The sequence below is a fragment of the Streptomyces sp. NPDC088097 genome, assembly GCF_044741845.1.
GTDB lineage: Bacteria > Actinomycetota > Actinomycetes > Streptomycetales > Streptomycetaceae > Streptomyces.
This window is the reverse complement of record NZ_JBIUTJ010000003.1, coordinates 269,218-284,525: the sequence shown is the minus strand read 5'-3', so window position 1 is coordinate 284,525 and position 15,308 is coordinate 269,218. Positions and strand designations below refer to the sequence as shown.

The following is a 15,308-nucleotide window of genomic DNA, read 5'->3' as shown; positions in this document are numbered from 1 at the left end:
CGTGGGGCCGTGCGGCGAGCCCGTTCTCACCGGTACCGCTCGGCCAGTTCCGTCACCGCCAGGGTGAGGGCCTGGCGCAGTTCCGGCGGGCCGAGGACCTCGGCCTCCGTGCCGAGGGCGAGCAGGTCGCCGACGGCCACGGACTCCGACTCGACGGCGAGTTCCGTCCGTACCCAGCCGTCGGCGTCGGGCGGCCCGGCCTCGGCGAGGGCGCGCACGCCCGCCGCCCCGAACCGCATCGGCAACAGCCGCAGGGCGTACGGGGAGAGGCGTACGACGGAGGTCTGCCGGAGGGTGGACGCCTCCAGGCGGCGGGCTGACTCCGCCCAGTACGCGGCGAGTTCGAACTCCGTCGGGCGCTCGAAGCCCTCGGTCAGGGTCTCTACGTCGAGGAACCGCCCCACCCGGTAGGTGCGGACGGGGACTTCGCCGCCCGCGGTGCTCCCCGGCCCCCCGGCGCCCATGACCGCCCGGCCCACGAGGTACCAGATGCCGCCCTTGAGGACGAGGCCGAGCGGCCACAGCTCGCGGGTCACCTCGCCGGTCCACCGGCGGTAGCGGGTGCGCAGGATCCGTTGGTCCCACACCGCCCGGGCGATCGGGGCGAGATGCGGCACGGGGTCGGCGTCGCGGAACCAGGCGGGGGCGTCGAGGTGGAAGCGCTGCTGGATCCGCCTGGCCCGACCCGCGAGTTCGGCGGGGAGGGCGGCCTGCAGCTTCAGTTGGGCAGCCGCCAGATCGGCGCCGAGCCCCAGGTCATGGGCGGGCCCGGGGGCCCCGGCGAGGAAGAGGGATCCGGCCTGGGCGTCGGTCAGGCCGGTCAGCCGGGTGCGGTAGCCGTCCACGAGCCGGAACCCGCCCGCCGGCCCCCGATCGGCCTGGACGGGCACTCCGGAGGCGCCGAGGGCGTCGATGTCGCGGTAGACGGTCCGGACGGACACCTCCAGTTCGGCGGCGAGTTCGGGGGCGGTCATCCTGCCGCGGTTCTGGAGCAGCAGGAGGAGGGAGAGGAGCCGGTCGGCGCGCATGGCGTCATTGTCCGGCATACCTGACAGCAGATGTCAGGTAGGCCGGAGAGGCTGTTCGCAGGCGGTCCGCACCGCCCGTGTCATCCGCATCCGAGGTGTGCGCCCCGTACGTCCCGACCAGGAGGCCCCATGTCCACGTCCACATCGACGTCCACGTCCACGCCCGTATCCGCCACCCCCGACGAAGCCCCCACCGGCGCGGTGTCCGGGTCCGGCGACTTCACGTACAAGAACTGGGAGGAGCAGCCGGTGGGCCCGGCCGGCGCCGACTTCCCCCGCCTGGCCTGCGCGTCGGTCACGAACGCCTTCACCGGTGTGATCACCGCGCCCGGGACGACGTGCGCGTACACGATCTCCTACGCGGGGGAGAACGTCGGCGCCTTCACGGGCATGGAACTGGTCACGGGCTCCGTCGGCGGCCGTGAGGGCAGCTTCGTCCTGGAGGAACGCGGCACCTTCGACGCCACCGGCGCCACCCGCTGCTCCTTCGAGGTGGTCCCCGGATCGGCCACCGCCGACCTGGCCGGCCTCACGGGCTCCGGCTCCTTCGTCCACCGCCGCGGCGACACCTCGGCGGAGTACACCTTCACGTACCGACTGCCGTAGCCCCGCCCGTCAACGGTCGCCGCCGCCCGGGTGGCGTTCCAGCGGGGTGGCTACTGCCGAGTTGCTCACACTGAAAGTGACGCTGCCCGCCCGGTAGCGGTCGTCCGACCACTCGATCGGGCGGCCGGTCCGGGTCGCGGAGACGTGGCGTTGGCGCAATAGGGGGCTGCCGCGCCGGATCTCCAGCAGGCGGGCGTCCGCGCTGCCGGCCGGGAGCGCGTCGATGAGGTGCTCCCCGTAGTGCGCCACGATCCCGGAGTCCGCGGCCAGGCTGTCCATGACCGAACGGCAGTCCTCCGGCATGGCCTCGACCGCCGCGGCCACCCAGTCGGCGTACGCGGTGCGCTCCACCATCGTCGGCTCGCCGTCCAGCAGGCGCAGCCGCAGCACGGCCAGGACGACCGCGCCCGGGGCCAGCGCGAGCCGCTCCGCCTCCTCGGCCGTGGCCGGCCGGCGGGTCCGGCTCAGGAAACGGCTGCGGACCTCGTGGCCGACTCCCTCAGCCCACTGCGCGAAGCTGTTCAACTCTCCGAAACTGTGCCTGCGTTCGTGGCGCAGCACGATCCGACGGGCGCCCTGGCTGGAGCCGATGAGCCCCTCGGCGGCCAGGGTGGCCACCGCCTGGCGGACCGTACCGCGCGAGGCGGCCCAGCGGGTCGCGAGGTCGCTCTCCGAGGGCAGTCGGGCGCCCACCGGGTACTCCCCGGACACGATCGCCCGGCGCAGCGCCTCCGCGATCTCCAGATAGCGGACCGTACCCATGCCCTGCCCCCCTCGTTGCCGGATCGTCGATGATCATTCTGACCCCTCCTGTCACGACTTCTTTCGGTCATTCTCGTCTCTTCTTCGAGCCGTGCTCCGCGGTCCAGCCCCCGTTCATCGTCCGTACAGCCGGCCCGGGCGAACTGGAGCCAACTTGTTCAGACAAGTGATGCCTGACAAGTGAAGCCCCTTCGTCTCCGGGAGAGACCGTGCTCAGTTCCTCCGCCCGCCGCGGCGCGGCCGTACTGCTCAGCGCCGCCGTCCTGACCACACTCGGCGCGTGTGGTGCGGCGCCCGACCCGAAGCCCGCCGGCGCCACCGGCGACGCCAAGGGCAAGGCCCAGCCGGGCACCGCCACCTCGGTGGCCGACCTCGGCGGCATGGACGCCCTCGTCGCCGCCGCCGAGAAGGAGGGCACGCTGAACGTCATCGCGCTGCCGCCGGACTGGGCGAACTACGGCGAGATGCTGAAGGCCTTCCAGGCCAAGTACCCCAAGATCAAGGTCGGCAGCGAGAACCCGGACGCCTCCAGCTCCGACGAGATCGCCGCCGTGAAGGCCCGCAAGGGACAGAAGCGCGCCCCCGACGTCCTCGACCTCGGCATCGCCTTCGCCCGCAGCGGCGCCGCCGAGAACCTCTTCGCCCCGTACAAGGTCACCGCCTGGGACAAGATCCCCGCCTCCCAGAAGGACGTCGACGGACGCTGGTACAACGACTACGGCGGCTACGTCTCCATCGGCTGCGACGCCGCCCGCGTCCCCACCTGCCCGCAGACCTTCGCGGACCTGCTCAAGCCCGAGTACAAGGGCAAGGTCGCCCTCAACGGCAACCCGACCAAGTCCGGCTCCGCCTTCGGCGGCGTCTACGCGGCCGCCCTCGCCAACAAGGGCTCCTTCACCGACATCCAGCCCGGCATCGACTTCTTCGGGCAGCTGCGCAAGAGCGGCAACCTCATCCCCGTCGAGTCCACCCCGGCCACCGTCGAGAAGGGCGAGACCCCCATCTCGATCGACTGGGACTACCTGAACGCCGGCTACGCCGAGCAGTTCAAGGGCAAGGGCGTCGACTGGAAGGTCTCCGTGCCCTCCGACGGCGTCTACGCCCAGTACTACTCCCAGGCCATCAACAAGGACGCCCCCAACCCGGCGGCCGCCCGCCTGTGGATGGAGTTCCTCTACAGCGCCGAGGGCCAGAACATCTGGCTGCGGGGCCACGCCCGCCCCGTACTGCTCCCCGTCATGACGCAGGACGGCACCATCGACAAGGACGCCGTCACCAAGCTCCCGCAGGTCCAGGGCACCCCGTCCTTCCCGGCCTCCGCCGAGCTGGACAAGGCCAAGGCCACCCTCGCCGAGAAGTGGGACAAGGCACTCAGCTGATGTCCACACCCACCACCGTCCCCGGGCAGGGGACCGCCGGCGGCGCCACCACGCGCCGCCGGCGGCGCGGCCCCCGTACCTGGCTCGCCGCCCTCCCGCTCCTCGCCTTCACCGGGCTCTGCTTCGGCATCCCCCTCGGCGCCATCGCCTTCGGGGCGGTCACCCGCACCGACCCGGCCACCGGCGCCACCAGCCTGACCGGCGAGCACCTCGCGCGCTCCCTCCAAGGCCCCTACCTCGGCTCCCTGGTCGGCAGCGTCCAGCTCTCCGCCCTGACCGCACTGCTCGGCGGACTGCTCGGCGCCCTGATCGCCCAGGCGCTGGTCACCTCCCGCTCCACCGCCCTGCGGTCGGCGGCGCTGACCGCCTCGGGCGTGCTCGCCAACTTCGGCGGGGTGCCGCTCGCCTTCGCGTTCATCGCCACCGCCGGGATCTCCGGGGTCGTCACCCAGCTCGCCGACCTCACCGACCTCGGCTGGGACCTGTACTCCTTCACCGGCCTCAGCGTGGTCTACCTCTACTTCCTGACCCCGCTGATGGTGCTCGTGATCGTCCCGGCCCTGGACGGACTGCGCCCCCAGTGGCGCGAGGCCGCCCAGAACAACGGCGCCACCACCTGGCAGTTCTGGCGCCACGTCGGCCTGCCGGTGCTCGCGCCCTCCCTCCTCGGCGGGTTCGTCCTGCTCTTCGGCACCGCCTTCGCCGCCCACGCGACCGCCGCGGCCCTCGTCGGCGGCTCCGTGCCGCTGGTCACGCTGAAGATCGCCGACGCCCTCTCGGGGAACGTGCTCACCGGCCAGGAGAACGTGGCCCTCGCCCTCGGCCTCGACATGATCGTGATCGCCGGCCTGGTCATGGCGGTCTACCTGCCCCTCCAGCGACGGAGCGCCCGATGGCTGCGATGACCCCCACCGCCCCCGAAGCGGACCTCGCCCGGGAGGCCGTCCCCGCTTCCCCGGTCAAGGCCCGCCGGCCCCGCCCCCGGGTGTGGCGCGGCGCCGTACTCGTCCTGGCCGGCGCGTACTTCCTGCTCCCGCTGCTCGCCTCCTTCGTCTTCACCGTGCACGTGCCCGGGCAGGGCGTCACCTTCGAGGCGTACACCGAACTCCTCGCCGCCGACGGGTTCACCCGCAGCCTGCTGCTCTCCCTCGGCCTGGCCGCCGCCACCATCGCGCTGTCCCTGCTGCTGGCCGTGCCCGCGCTGGTCGCCGTACGCGTCGGCTCGCCGAGGCTGCGCCCCGTGGTCGAGGTCATGTGCATGCTGCCGCTCGTGGTGCCGCCCATCGCCCTGGTCACCGGGATCACCACCGTGCTGCGCTGGGGCCCCGACCACCTGTCGCGGACCCCGCTCTACCAGACCTTCCTCGCCGTCCAGAACGAGGACCTCCCCATCGTCCTGGTCCTCGCGTACACGGTCCTCGCACTGCCCTTCGTCTACCGGTCCCTCGACGCGGGACTGCGCGCCGTCGACGTCCCCACCCTGGTCGAGGCGGCCCGCAGCTGCGGTGCGAGCTGGCCGTACGTGGTCCTGCGCGTCCTGCTCCCGAACCTGCGGGCCTCGCTCGCGGGCGCTGCCTTCCTCACGCTGGCGCTGGTGCTCGGCGAGTTCACCATCGCCTCCCTCCTCGGCTTCCAGCCCTTCGCCGTGTGGATCGTCTCCATCTCCGGCGCCCAGGCCCGCATGTCGGTGGCCGTCTCCATCCTCAGCCTGCTCATCACCTGGCTGCTGCTGCTCGTCCTCTCGCGGGCCGGGACCACGCCCTCCACCGTGTCCCCCGCCCCCGCCACCTCCCGCAAGGAGTCCTGACCCAGATGTCCACGACCCTTCCCGCGGCCCGGAAGCCGTCGGACCCCGAGGCTCCCGCGGGCGCGCGCGTCGAATTCCGCGGCCTGCGCCGGGCCTTCGGCTCCACCATCGCCCTCGACGGGCTCGACCTGACCGTCGAGCCCGGCGAACTCCTCGCCCTCCTCGGCCCGTCCGGCTGTGGCAAGACCACCGCCCTGCGCGTGGTGGCCGGCTTCGAGACGCCCGACGCCGGCGAGGTCCTGGTCGACGGCGAGGTCATCACCCGCGTCCCGGCCAACCGCCGCGACGCCGGCATGGTCTTCCAGTCGTACAGCCTCTTCCCCAACCTCAACGCCCGCGACAACGTCTCCTTCGGGCTGCGCGTGCGCAAGGTCGGGGCCGCGCAGCGTCGCGAACGCGCCGCGGAACTCCTCGACCTGGTCGGCCTGCCCGACCACGGGGACCGCTTCCCGCACCAGATGTCCGGCGGCCAGCAACAGCGCGTCGCCCTCGCCCGCGCGCTCGCCCTGCGCCCGCGCGTGCTCCTCCTCGACGAGCCGCTCTCCGCCCTCGACGCCAAGGTGCGGGCCAACCTCCGCGAGGAGATCCGCCGCCTCCAGCTCTCCCTGGGCATCACCACCGTCTTCGTCACCCACGACCAGGAGGAGGCCCTGTCCATGGCCGACCGGGTCGCCGTGCTGAACGCCGGAAAGCTGGAGCAGTGCGCCGCCCCCGCCGAGCTGTACGAGCGGCCCGCGACCCCCTTCGTCGCCGAGTTCGTCGGCACCATGAACCGGCTCCCCGGACGGCTCGCCGACTCCGGGCTCGTCGAGGTCGCCGGCAGCCGGCTGCCCATCGACGGCCCGGTCCCCTCCACCCCCGAGGTCGAGGTCCTGGTACGCCCCGAGAACCTCACCGTGGCCGCCGACGCGGAGGGCGCCGCCACCGTGGTGTCGGCTTCCTTCTTCGGCTCCGTCACCCGCCTCCACCTCGACCTGCCCGGCGGCACCCGGGTCAAGGCCGACCTGCCCTCGCGCGACGCCGGACCCCTCACCCCGGGCGCCCGGGCCACCGTCGGCCTCGCCGAGCGGCCCGTGCTCGTCGTGGCGAGGACCGCGTGAGCGCCCCCGCCGCCGGCCTCGGCGCCGTCCTCTTCGACATGGACGGCACCCTCGTCGACACCGAGACCCTGTGGTGGGAGGCCACCGCCGAGACCGCGGCCCGCCTCGGCCACGCCCTCGGTCCGGCCGACGCCCCCGAGGTCGTCGGCCGGGCCGTCCGCGACACCGCCGCCCACCTCGTACGGGTCACCGGGCGCGGGGAGCCCGCGGCGGTGGGCGCCGAACTCACCGAGGGCTTCCACCGCCGGGTCGCCCAGGGCGCCCCGATCCGCCCCGGAGCCCAGCTCCTGCTGACCGCCCTGGAGGCCGAGGGGGTCCCCTTCGCCCTGGTCAGCGCCTCGCCCCGGGTGATCGTGGACCAGGTGGTCGGGGGCGCCCTCGCGCACGTCCCCTTCGCCTTCACCCTGTCCGCCGACGACACCGTACGGACCAAGCCGCACCCCGACCCCTACCGCGAGGCCGCCGGCCGGCTCGGGTTCGCCCCCGAGCGGTGCGTCGCCGTGGAGGACTCCCCGGACGGCGCCGCCTCGGCCGAGGCCGCCGGCTGCGCGCTCCTCGTGGTGCCCTCGCTGCTGGACGTACCGCGCTCGCCGGCGCGCACCTTCGCCGCCTCCCTGGAGGACGTCACCCCGGAGTTCCTGCGCGACTGCCTGGACGCCGGGCAGGGGGCCGGCCCGGACCGCGATCAGGTCGACAGGACGAGCAGCTCCAGGATGCCCTCCGCGTAGGCGCCCGACACCGAGCCCGGCCCTGCCTCCAGCAACGACACCAGCAGCGGCAGGCCGCCCCGTACGTGGGCGGCGACCTGCCCGTACAGGCCGGCCCCGTACGCGTCCCCGTCGTCCTCGGCGCTGAGCAGCGACAGCAGCGTCCACAGCAGCGCCTCACGGGTCGCCAACCGGGGCGGCCCGGCCGACCACACGGCCATCAGCACCGCCCCGGCGGCCGGGGCGGGCGGCCACAACCGGGTCCCGGTGAACACGTGCCCCTGCAACGCGTGGAAGGCGGCCGGATGTCCCTCGGCCACGTCCCACACCATGTCGGCGAGATGCCCCGCCGAGCGCCCGCAGCCACACACGCCGGCCGCCCAGTCGTGCCGCGCGATCTCGGCGGCCACGGCGTCGGGCACCAGCGGGCTGCTGCGCGGTCTGTCCGTCCCTCTCATGGGGCCAAACTATGCGAGGCCGCGGACATCGGGTCCAGGCGGGCGTCCGACCGCCTCATCCGCATGGCAGGCTGGGCCCCGTGAACCAGCCACCAGCGGCCGGTCCACCGGCCCGGCCGCAGCGGCCGGCGGGCGGCCGGACCCCCCTCTACCTCGCGGTCGCGGCGGACCTGCGCACCGCCATCGGCGCGGGGGAGTACGGCTCCGGGGCCCGTCTCCCCGCCGAGGACGAACTCGCCCGCCGCTACACCGTCTCCCGGGGCACCGTCCGCCAGGCCCTCGCCGCGCTGCGCGCCGACGGCCTCGTCACCTCGCGCCGCGGCACCCGCAGGGTCGTCCTCGCGGGCCCCGGGGAGCGCCGGGACGCCACCGAGCTGCGGAGCTTCACCCGCTGGGCGCGCTCGCTCGGGGAGGACCCGGGCGGGCGCACCGTCCACGTCGAGCCGGGTGCGGCGGACCCCGAGGAGGCGGCGGAGCTGCGGATCGGGCCCGGCGCGCCCGTCTACCGGGTGCTGCGGGTGCGGACCCTGTCGGGCAGGCCCGTGATGGTCGAGCGGACCACCTATCCGGACGCGGTCGGCGCCCTGGTGGCGGCGATGCCGGCGGACACGGTCTCCTACTCCGAGGAACTGGCCCGGCACGGGGTCCTCTTCACCGACGCCCACCACACCATCGACATCGCCTTGGCCGACGCACGGGACGCGACCCTGCTCGGCTGCCCGCAGGGGGCGCCGCTGCTGCGGGAGCGCCGCCGCGCCACCGATCCGACGGGCAGCCCCGTGGAGTGGTCCCAGGACCGCTACCTGCCGGGGACGGTGGCCTTCACCGCCCACTCCACGGCGACCGGCGCGCTGGGCCGCCGCCTCGGACCGCCCGACCCGGCGGTCCGCTGAATCCGGCGGTCGGTTGACGCCGGCGGTCCGCCGATCCCAACCCGCCCGCACCCGCGCGCGGAGCGGTTGGCATACTCCGCCCCGTGGAGGGGACGTGAAGCGGATGACCATGGGGAACACCGGCCGGTGGACGCTGCGCCCGGCGGCGCCGGCGGACGTCGAGACGATCGCGGAGCTGCGCGCCACGGTCATGCGCGCCGATCTGGAACGCCTCGGGCGCTACGACGAGCACCGGGTGCGACAGCGGCTGCGGGACGCGTTCTCCCCGCGGCACACGTCGATCATCGAGGTCGACGGGGAGACCGCGGGATGCGTCACGGTCCGCCCCGCCGACGGCAGGCACTGGCTGGAGCACTTCTACCTCGCCCCGCGCCACCAGGGCCGAGGTCTCGGGTCCGCCGTCCTGCGCGCGGTGCTGGGACGGACCGACGAGCAGGGCGTGACCGTCGCCCTGAACGTCCTGCGGGGCAGTTCCGCCCGCCGGCTCTACGAACGCTACGGCTTCGTCATGGAGACCGAGGACCCCGTCGACGTCTTCATGGCGCGCCCGCCGGCCCGCTCGGAGCCCTGAGCAGGAGGCGCTCCAGCACCGGCCGGAAGTGCCCGAAATCCGGGGTCGTGAACTCCGGGTCCTTGGCCCGCTCGTCCCAACGCCGGACGGCCACCGCGTCGGCGGCCCCCGGCAGCCCCTCGAAGGCCCGCGCCTGCTCCGCCGTCATCGGGCCGCCCTGGACGCCCAGGGTGTGCACCGAGGCCTCGGACAGCAGGGCGAAGTAGCCGGGCTCGGCCGCGCACAGGTACCGCTTCGCGGCCACGTGCAGCCGGACGGGCCCGGTCACCGCCGGTCCGAACCAGCGCGCCAGCCAGTCGGCCCCCGTGTGGCTGTGCCGGTTGTCCAGGCCGCCCTCCATCAGGTCGCGGCCGGTCACCGTCCCGTGGAAGTGGCCGATGTCGTGCAGCAGGGCGGCGGCCACCAGGTGGTCGGGGGCGCCGGCCGCCTCGGCGAGGGCGCCCGCCTGGAGCATGTGCTCGGCCTGCGTGACGGCCTCGCCCAGGTACTCGGCGGAGCCCTCTCCCGCGAACAGCTCGGCGAGCAGGTCCAGGGGCCGAAGGTCGGCGTCGGCGCTCACGCCTGCGCCCCCTCGCCCCGCCCGGCGCGGCGCAGTACGGCGAGGGTGGAGGCCAGCCCGTCCAGGTCGGCGTACGCCCCCTGGAGGTGGCGGCCGCCGGACTCGGAGAAGGCCGTACGGGCGTGCAACAGCCGGGTGTTGTCGAAGACCAGGCAGTCACCGGGGGTCAGCCGGAAGTCCAGGCGCAGCTCGGGCCGCAGCAGCAGCTCGCCGAACGCCCGGTAGGCGGCGTAGAACTCCTCCACGACCGGGGCGCTCGCGCGCAGCGCGGCCAGGGAGCGGTTGTTGAACCGGATCCCGCGGATCCGTCCGAGCGGGTCGACCTCGATCAGCGGCCGTTCGGCGCGCAGCTCGGTCCGCGCGTCGCTGAAGGCGAACTCGACGGGGACACGGGTCAGGGTCTCGAAGGCCCGCCGGTCCTCGGAGCGCAGCAGGGCGGCCGCGTGGAAGCCGTCCACCAGCCCGGAGTCCCCGCCCACGGCCTCGTTGCGCAGGCAGTGCAGCAACTGCACGGTGGGCACCGGGTCCCGGTAGGGGTTGTCGGTGTGCGGGGTGATCAGGGCGCCGGTGAAGGCCAGGTTGTTCGGGTCGGCCTCGACCCGCACCTCGAACAGCTCCCCGTAGTTGGTGCGGCGCACGAAGCCGAAGGTCTCCGCGACGTCGAGCACCATCCGGTCCCGGCAGGGCACGTCGCGCAGCAGGAAGAAGCCGAGCGAGCCGACGGCCTCCAGGGCGCGGGCGCGCACCTCGCGATCCCCGATGTAGGCGTCCCAGCCGGCCTCCGGGAGCCGTCCGGCCAGGTCGGCGGCGGCCCACAACTCCTTCTCCGCCTCGGTGCGTCCGTCGCCTCCGGCCGCGTACGAGGTCGCGGGGGCGTGGGCGGCGAGCCAGGCGGCCGGGTAGAGCGAACGGTGCCCGTCGGGCTCCCAGCGCACCTCCCAGTGCGTCGCGGACCCCCCGTCGGCGGCGGGGACCTCGCGGACGGCGCCGAGCGTCAGGTCGGCCGGCAGGTCGGTGATCTGGAAGAGCTTCTGGCCGGTGCGCGGATCGCGGCACGCGGCGCAGGGACAGTTGTCGCGCAGCCAGGGCGCGGGCGAATCGGTGATCGCGGTCGAGGACATCGGTACCGGGGCTCCCGTCGTCGGGTGGGGCGGTGGGTGAGCGGGCCAGGAGGGGGATCGTCGAAGCAAGGTGTCAAAGTTGTATGTACAACTCTGCTCCGCCGGCATGCTGACAGCCCCGCGTGGCCGCGAGGTGACGCGGAGGTGACCGGAACCGGATCCCGCCCGTCCTCGTCTGACTCCCCGTGTCGACGAAGCCGAGAACGAACGTCCGCAGGATCTGGGCCCTGCTCTGCGCCCTGCTCGCCCTCCAACTGGGCTCCCTGATCAGCCCCGCGTACGCCTGTGGCTGCGGGGCGATGGTCCCCGACGGGACCTCCCGGATCGGAGTGGACCGGGAGGTGTCCGTGGTGCGCTGGGACGGCCGCAGCGAGGAGATCGTGATGCGGTTCACCGTCGGCGGTGACGCCCGGCGCGCCGCCTGGATCATGCCGGTGCCGAGCCGGGCGGACGTCAGCCTGGGCGACCCGGACCTCTTCCCCGAACTGGACGCCCTCACCCGGCCCGAGCACCGCACGGACACCCACTTCTGGCCCGGCGCCGGCGACTGGCCCTTCTCCTCCGGCGGCCGCGACAGCGTCGGCGCCGCCCTGCCCGGCGCGGGTGCGCCCCGGGTCGGCGTCATCGGTCGCGAACGCCTCGGCGACTTCGACGTGGCCCGACTGACGGCCACCGACCCCGACGCCCTGCGCACCTGGCTGGAGGCCAACGGCTTCAAGCTGCCCGAGCGGCTCGCCACCGAACTGGGGCCCTACGTGGACCGCGCGTGGGAGTACGTCGCCGTCCGGCTCGTTCCCCGGGAAGGGGGCGCGCCGCTGCGCGGCGAGCTGGAACCCCTGCGCATCCGCTTCGACAGCGCCCGGCTCGTCTACCCCATGCGCCTGTCCCGCCTGGCCCGCACCCCGCAGTCCCTCGGCCTCTACGTACTGGCCGACCACCGCATGGAGCCCGTCTCCCCGATCGGCGGGAACATTCCCGAGGTGACCTTCGCCGGCCGGGTGGAGCCCGAGGGGGCGACCGCCGAACTCGCAGGGGACCGCCCAGTGTTCCTGACCGCGATCGAGCAGCGCTTCCCCGAGCCGTCCCGCATCGACGGGGACCACGAGCTGCGCGCCGCCGCCGACACCCCCTACCGGCGGGTCATCCACCACCGGGAACTCCTCACCGTGGGCGGCGGCGTCCCCGTCTGGCTGCTGACGGTCGGCGGCGGCGCCCTGGTGGCCGTCGCCGCCGCCCTGGCCGTATGGGTCCCGCGCCGGCGCCGGCGCCGCACCGCGCACCCGGGTGTGGGCGGGGCGAGCCAGGTGGGCGGGGCGATCTAAAGGGTTGGGGCGAGCGCCCGACGGCTGAGAGGGTGCACCCATGCCCCACCTCACCGCCCACGACGGCACCACGCTCGCCTACCGCGACTCCGGCGGCGACGGCGCCCCGCTCCTCTGCCTCCCCGGCGGTCCGATGCAGGACTCCGCCTACCTCGGAGACCTCGGCGGGCTGGCCGCGCACCGGCGCCTGGTCACCCTCGACCTCCGGGGCACGGGTGCCTCGGCCGTGCCCCGGGACGGCGCCACCTACCGCTGCGACCGGCTCGTCGACGACGTGGAGGCCCTGCGCGAGCACCTGGGCCTGGACACGGTCGACCTGTTGGCGCACTCGGCCGGAGCCAACCTCGCGGTCCTGTACGCCGCCGCCCACCCGACTCGGGTGGGCAGCCTCGCGCTGATCACGCCGAGCGTGTTCGCCGTCGGCGTCGAGATCACCGGGCCGCTCCGGCTGGAGACCGTCCGGGCCCGACGGGACGAGCCGTGGTTCCCCGAGGCGTACGCGGCCCTGGAAGCGGTCGTCGCCGGCCGGGGCAGGCCGCAGGTGTGGGAGGCCGTCCTGCCCTTCACGTACGGGCGTTGGGACGACGCGGCGCGCGCCCACCAGGCCGCCTCGGCCGGACAGCGCAACCAGGAGGCCGCGGGTGCCTACGGCTCCGAGGGCGCCTTCGACCCGGAGGCCACCCGCGCGGCGCTCGCCACCCTGGAGGTCCCGGTCCTGCTCCTGGCGGGAGAGGTGGACGTGTCGGCCCCGCCGCGGGCGATGGCCACGTACGCGGGGCTCTTCCCGCACGCGGAACTCCTCGTGCAGCCCGGGGCCGGCCACTACCCCTGGCTCGACGACCCCACCCTCTTCACCGAAGCCCTCGCGAGCTTCCCGTCCCGCCCCGGGGGCGTGTCCGCGCGGTAGCGCCGCACGCCCGGACCGGGGGAGCCGTCACTCCCAGTCGTCCCACGGCGGCTCCGTCTCGTCCTCGTCGAACGGGGGCTCGTCGGCGTCGCGGGGGGCGGGGTGGGCCGACGGGGCCGGAGCGGCGGACGGGGCGGGGGCAGTGGACGGGGCGGAAGTGGCCGGGGCGGAAGTGGCCGGGGAATCGGCCGGGTCGCGGTTCGCCAGGGTGGCGAGGACGCCTTCGGCGTACTTGGTGAGCTTGGCCTCGCCCACTCCGCCGACGGTGCCCAGCTCCTCCACGGTGGTGGGCAGCCGGGTCGCGATCTCGCGCAGGGTGGCGTCGTGGAAGACGACGTACGCCGGTACGCCCTGCTCCCGCGCCGTCTCGGCCCGCCAGGCGCGCAGGGCCATGAAGATCGGCTCGGCCCCGGCCGGCAGGTCGACGGGCACGCGGGCGCCCTTGCCGGAGCGCGAGGAGGATTCCTTGCGCGCCGGACGGGCGGCGGCCTTCTCCTTGCGCATCGAGACGCTGCGGCCCCCTCCCAGGACCTCGCCGCTGGCCTCCGTCAGCACCAGGGTCCCGTACTCGCCCTCCACCGCCAGCAGTCGCTGGGCCAGCAGCTGGCGCACGATCCCGCGCCACTCGGCGGTGCTCAGGTCCGCGCCCACGCCGAACACCGAGAGCCCGTCGTGGTCGAACTGGATGACCTTCGCGGTCTTCTTGCCCTGGAGGATGTCGATGATCTGGCCGGCGCCGAACTTCTGGCGCCGTTCCTTCGCCAGCCTCCAGACGGTGGACAGCAGCTTCTGGGCGGCGACCGTCCCGTCCCAGGACTCGGCCGGGGTCAGGCACGTGTCGCAGTTGCCGCACGGCTCGCCCGACTGCCCGAAGTACTCCAGCAGTCGTACGCGCCGGCAGGTCACCGTCTCGCACAGGGCGAGCATGGCGTCCAGGTGCATGCCCAGGGAGCGGCGGTGCGCATCGTCGCCCTCGGAGCCGTCGATGAGCTTGCGCTGCTGCACCACGTCCTGGAGGCCGTACGCCAGCCACGCCGTGGCCGGCTCGCCGTCGCGGCCGGCGCGACCGGTCTCCTGGTAGTAGCCCTCCACGGACTTCGGCAGGTCGAGGTGGGCGACGAAGCGGACGTCCGGCTTGTCGATGCCCATGCCGAAGGCGATCGTGGCCACGACCACGACCGCGTCCTCCCGCAGGAACCGCGCCTGGTTCTCCGCACGCGTCCGGGCGTCCATGCCGGCGTGGTAGGCCACGGCGTCGATGCCCTGTTCCACCAGGAACGCCGCGGTCTTCTCCACGGAGGCGCGCGAGAGGCAGTAGACGACTCCCGCGTCCCCGTCGTGTTCGGTACGGATCAGCTCCAGCAGCTGCTTGAGCGGGCTGTCCTTGGGGACGACGCGGTACTGGATGTTCGGCCGGTCGAAGCCGGCGACGAAGTGGCGGGCTTCGTCCAGGCCGAGCCGGGTCGTGATCTCGGCGTGCGTGGCCGGGGTGGCCGTCGCCGTCAGCGCGATCCTGGGCACCTTCGGCCAGCGCTCGTGCAGCATGGACAGTGCGAGGTAGTCGGGGCGGAAGTCGTGCCCCCACTGGGCGACGCAGTGTGCCTCGTCGATCGCGAAGAGCGAGACCTTGCCCCGGTCGAGGAGCCGCTGCGTGCCCTCGCCGCGCAGCCGCTCGGGAGCCAGGTAGAGGAGGTCCAGCTCGTCGGCGAGGAAGGCCCGCTCGACGGCCTGGCGCTCGTGCCCCTCCTGCGTCGAATTGAGGAATCCGGCCCGCACCCCGAGCGCCGTCAGCGCGTTGACCTGGTCCTGCATCAGCGCGATGAGCGGCGAGATCACGACGCCCGTGCCTTCTCTGACGAGCGCCGGGATCTGGTAGCAGAGCGACTTGCCGCCGCCCGTCGGCATCAGGACGAGGGCGTCACCGCCCCCGACGACCTGCTCGATGATCTCCTGCTGCTCGCCGCGGAAGGAGTCGTAGCCGAAGACGCGGTGCAGCACCTGGAGGGCGGCAGGGGTATCGGGGGAAGTGTCCGGAAGTGCCATCCGGGCAGCCTAACGTCACCCGCCGACACCCCGGTCCCATCCCCG

Annotated in this window: 16 protein-coding genes; 10 read left to right on the top strand and 6 right to left on the bottom strand. The window is 74.1% G+C overall.

All coding sequences use genetic code 11. The annotated features are described in order from the left end of the window. Window positions 1-26 precede the first annotated feature (26 nt). Window positions 27-1,028, bottom strand: coding sequence for a helix-turn-helix transcriptional regulator (locus tag ACIOD1_RS11300; RefSeq protein WP_401902330.1), 1,002 nt, complete (start codon window positions 1,026-1,028; stop codon window positions 27-29). Between the two features lie 129 nt (window positions 1,029-1,157). Between ACIOD1_RS11300 and ACIOD1_RS11295 the strand changes: the two genes are divergently transcribed. Then, window positions 1,158-1,634 carry a DUF3224 domain-containing protein gene (locus ACIOD1_RS11295; RefSeq protein WP_365612176.1) on the top strand — a complete coding sequence of 159 codons (477 nt, stop codon included), beginning with the start codon at window positions 1,158-1,160 and terminating at the stop codon, window positions 1,632-1,634. Window positions 1,635-1,643: 9 nt separating this feature from the next. Here ACIOD1_RS11295 and ACIOD1_RS11290 read toward each other — a convergent pair whose 3' ends face one another. Then, window positions 1,644-2,396, bottom strand: a complete 753-nt coding sequence (locus ACIOD1_RS11290) for a GntR family transcriptional regulator (RefSeq protein WP_401901655.1) — start codon at window positions 2,394-2,396, stop codon at window positions 1,644-1,646. A gap of 209 nt (window positions 2,397-2,605) precedes the next feature. Here ACIOD1_RS11290 and ACIOD1_RS11285 point away from each other — a divergent pair, with 209 nt between their 5' ends. Genes ACIOD1_RS11285 through ACIOD1_RS11265 form a run of 5 tightly spaced genes read left to right on the top strand, consistent with a single transcriptional unit; the run spans window position 2,606 to window position 7,410 of the window. Then, the gene (locus ACIOD1_RS11285; protein ID WP_401901653.1) at window positions 2,606-3,775 is read left to right on the top strand and encodes an ABC transporter substrate-binding protein; all 1,170 of its coding nucleotides are present in this window, start codon (window positions 2,606-2,608) and stop codon (window positions 3,773-3,775) included. Next, the gene (locus ACIOD1_RS11280; RefSeq protein WP_401901651.1) at window positions 3,775-4,680 is read left to right on the top strand and encodes an ABC transporter permease; all 906 of its coding nucleotides are present in this window, start codon (window positions 3,775-3,777) and stop codon (window positions 4,678-4,680) included. The genes ACIOD1_RS11285 and ACIOD1_RS11280 overlap by 1 nt, the downstream gene beginning before the upstream one ends. Continuing rightward, a complete protein-coding gene (locus ACIOD1_RS11275; protein ID WP_401901649.1) occupies window positions 4,668-5,582 on the top strand; it encodes an ABC transporter permease in 915 nt (304 codons plus the stop codon). The genes ACIOD1_RS11280 and ACIOD1_RS11275 overlap by 13 nt, the downstream gene beginning before the upstream one ends. Before the next feature lie 5 nt (window positions 5,583-5,587). Beyond that, window positions 5,588-6,682: an ABC transporter ATP-binding protein gene (locus ACIOD1_RS11270; RefSeq protein ID WP_401901647.1), complete on the top strand. Its 1,095-nt coding sequence runs from the start codon at window positions 5,588-5,590 to the stop codon at window positions 6,680-6,682. Further along, window positions 6,679-7,410, top strand: coding sequence for an HAD family phosphatase (locus tag ACIOD1_RS11265; RefSeq protein ID WP_365612191.1), 732 nt, complete (start codon window positions 6,679-6,681; stop codon window positions 7,408-7,410). The genes ACIOD1_RS11270 and ACIOD1_RS11265 overlap by 4 nt, the downstream gene beginning before the upstream one ends. On the opposite strand, the gene ACIOD1_RS11260 is transcribed toward ACIOD1_RS11265, so the two are convergent. Next, on the bottom strand, window positions 7,368-7,847 hold the full coding sequence (locus ACIOD1_RS11260) for a hypothetical protein (protein WP_401901645.1): 480 nt from the start codon (window positions 7,845-7,847) through the stop codon (window positions 7,368-7,370). The genes ACIOD1_RS11265 and ACIOD1_RS11260 overlap by 43 nt on opposite strands. Before the next feature lie 80 nt (window positions 7,848-7,927). Here ACIOD1_RS11260 and ACIOD1_RS11255 point away from each other — a divergent pair, with 80 nt between their 5' ends. Both ACIOD1_RS11255 and ACIOD1_RS11250 read left to right on the top strand, forming a co-directional pair. After that, the gene (locus ACIOD1_RS11255; protein ID WP_401901643.1) at window positions 7,928-8,740 is read left to right on the top strand and encodes a GntR family transcriptional regulator; all 813 of its coding nucleotides are present in this window, start codon (window positions 7,928-7,930) and stop codon (window positions 8,738-8,740) included. Window positions 8,741-8,843: 103 nt separating this feature from the next. Continuing rightward, on the top strand, window positions 8,844-9,311 hold the full coding sequence (locus ACIOD1_RS11250; protein ID WP_401902329.1) for a GNAT family N-acetyltransferase: 468 nt from the start codon (window positions 8,844-8,846) through the stop codon (window positions 9,309-9,311). Here the strand turns inward: ACIOD1_RS11250 and ACIOD1_RS11245 are convergent. Continuing rightward, window positions 9,277-9,870 carry a phosphonate degradation HD-domain oxygenase gene (locus ACIOD1_RS11245; protein WP_401901641.1) on the bottom strand — a complete coding sequence of 198 codons (594 nt, stop codon included), beginning with the start codon at window positions 9,868-9,870 and terminating at the stop codon, window positions 9,277-9,279. The two genes, ACIOD1_RS11250 and ACIOD1_RS11245, sit on opposite strands and share 35 nt — an antisense overlap. Then, window positions 9,867-10,991, bottom strand: a complete 1,125-nt coding sequence (locus tag ACIOD1_RS11240) for a TauD/TfdA family dioxygenase (RefSeq protein WP_401901639.1) — start codon at window positions 10,989-10,991, stop codon at window positions 9,867-9,869. Before ACIOD1_RS11240 ends, ACIOD1_RS11245 begins: the two co-directional genes overlap by 4 nt. A gap of 185 nt (window positions 10,992-11,176) precedes the next feature. On the opposite strand from ACIOD1_RS11240, the gene ACIOD1_RS11235 reads away from it, so the two are divergent. Both ACIOD1_RS11235 and ACIOD1_RS11230 read left to right on the top strand, forming a co-directional pair. Beyond that, window positions 11,177-12,313: a DUF2330 domain-containing protein gene (locus ACIOD1_RS11235; RefSeq protein WP_401901637.1), complete on the top strand. Its 1,137-nt coding sequence runs from the start codon at window positions 11,177-11,179 to the stop codon at window positions 12,311-12,313. Window positions 12,314-12,353: 40 nt separating this feature from the next. Further along, window positions 12,354-13,220, top strand: a complete 867-nt coding sequence (locus tag ACIOD1_RS11230) for an alpha/beta fold hydrolase (RefSeq protein WP_401901636.1) — start codon at window positions 12,354-12,356, stop codon at window positions 13,218-13,220. Window positions 13,221-13,247: 27 nt separating this feature from the next. Here the strand turns inward: ACIOD1_RS11230 and recQ are convergent, their stop codons facing one another. Next, window positions 13,248-15,263, bottom strand: coding sequence for a DNA helicase RecQ (gene recQ, locus ACIOD1_RS11225; protein WP_401901634.1), 2,016 nt, complete (start codon window positions 15,261-15,263; stop codon window positions 13,248-13,250). Between the last annotated feature and the right edge of the window lie 45 nt (window positions 15,264-15,308).

What these genes read in the sequence shown, in the direction of transcription:
- ACIOD1_RS11300 (WP_401902330.1), bottom strand. Translation starts at nt 1,028, where the DNA reads ATGCGCGCCGACCGGCTCCTCTCCCTCCTCCTGCTGCTCCAGAACCGC.
- ACIOD1_RS11295 (WP_365612176.1), top strand. Translation starts at nt 1,158, where the DNA reads ATGTCCACGTCCACATCGACGTCCACGTCCACGCCCGTATCCGCCACC.
- ACIOD1_RS11290 (WP_401901655.1), bottom strand. Translation starts at nt 2,396, where the DNA reads ATGGGTACGGTCCGCTATCTGGAGATCGCGGAGGCGCTGCGCCGGGCG.
- ACIOD1_RS11280 (WP_401901651.1), top strand. Translation starts at nt 3,775, where the DNA reads ATGTCCACACCCACCACCGTCCCCGGGCAGGGGACCGCCGGCGGCGCC.
- ACIOD1_RS11275 (WP_401901649.1), top strand. Translation starts at nt 4,668, where the DNA reads ATGGCTGCGATGACCCCCACCGCCCCCGAAGCGGACCTCGCCCGGGAG.
- ACIOD1_RS11270 (WP_401901647.1), top strand. Translation starts at nt 5,588, where the DNA reads ATGTCCACGACCCTTCCCGCGGCCCGGAAGCCGTCGGACCCCGAGGCT.
- ACIOD1_RS11260 (WP_401901645.1), bottom strand. Translation starts at nt 7,847, where the DNA reads ATGAGAGGGACGGACAGACCGCGCAGCAGCCCGCTGGTGCCCGACGCC.
- ACIOD1_RS11250 (WP_401902329.1), top strand. Translation starts at nt 8,844, where the DNA reads ATGACCATGGGGAACACCGGCCGGTGGACGCTGCGCCCGGCGGCGCCG.
- ACIOD1_RS11240 (WP_401901639.1), bottom strand. Translation starts at nt 10,991, where the DNA reads ATGTCCTCGACCGCGATCACCGATTCGCCCGCGCCCTGGCTGCGCGAC.
- ACIOD1_RS11230 (WP_401901636.1), top strand. Translation starts at nt 12,354, where the DNA reads ATGCCCCACCTCACCGCCCACGACGGCACCACGCTCGCCTACCGCGAC.
- recQ (WP_401901634.1), bottom strand. Translation starts at nt 15,263, where the DNA reads ATGGCACTTCCGGACACTTCCCCCGATACCCCTGCCGCCCTCCAGGTG.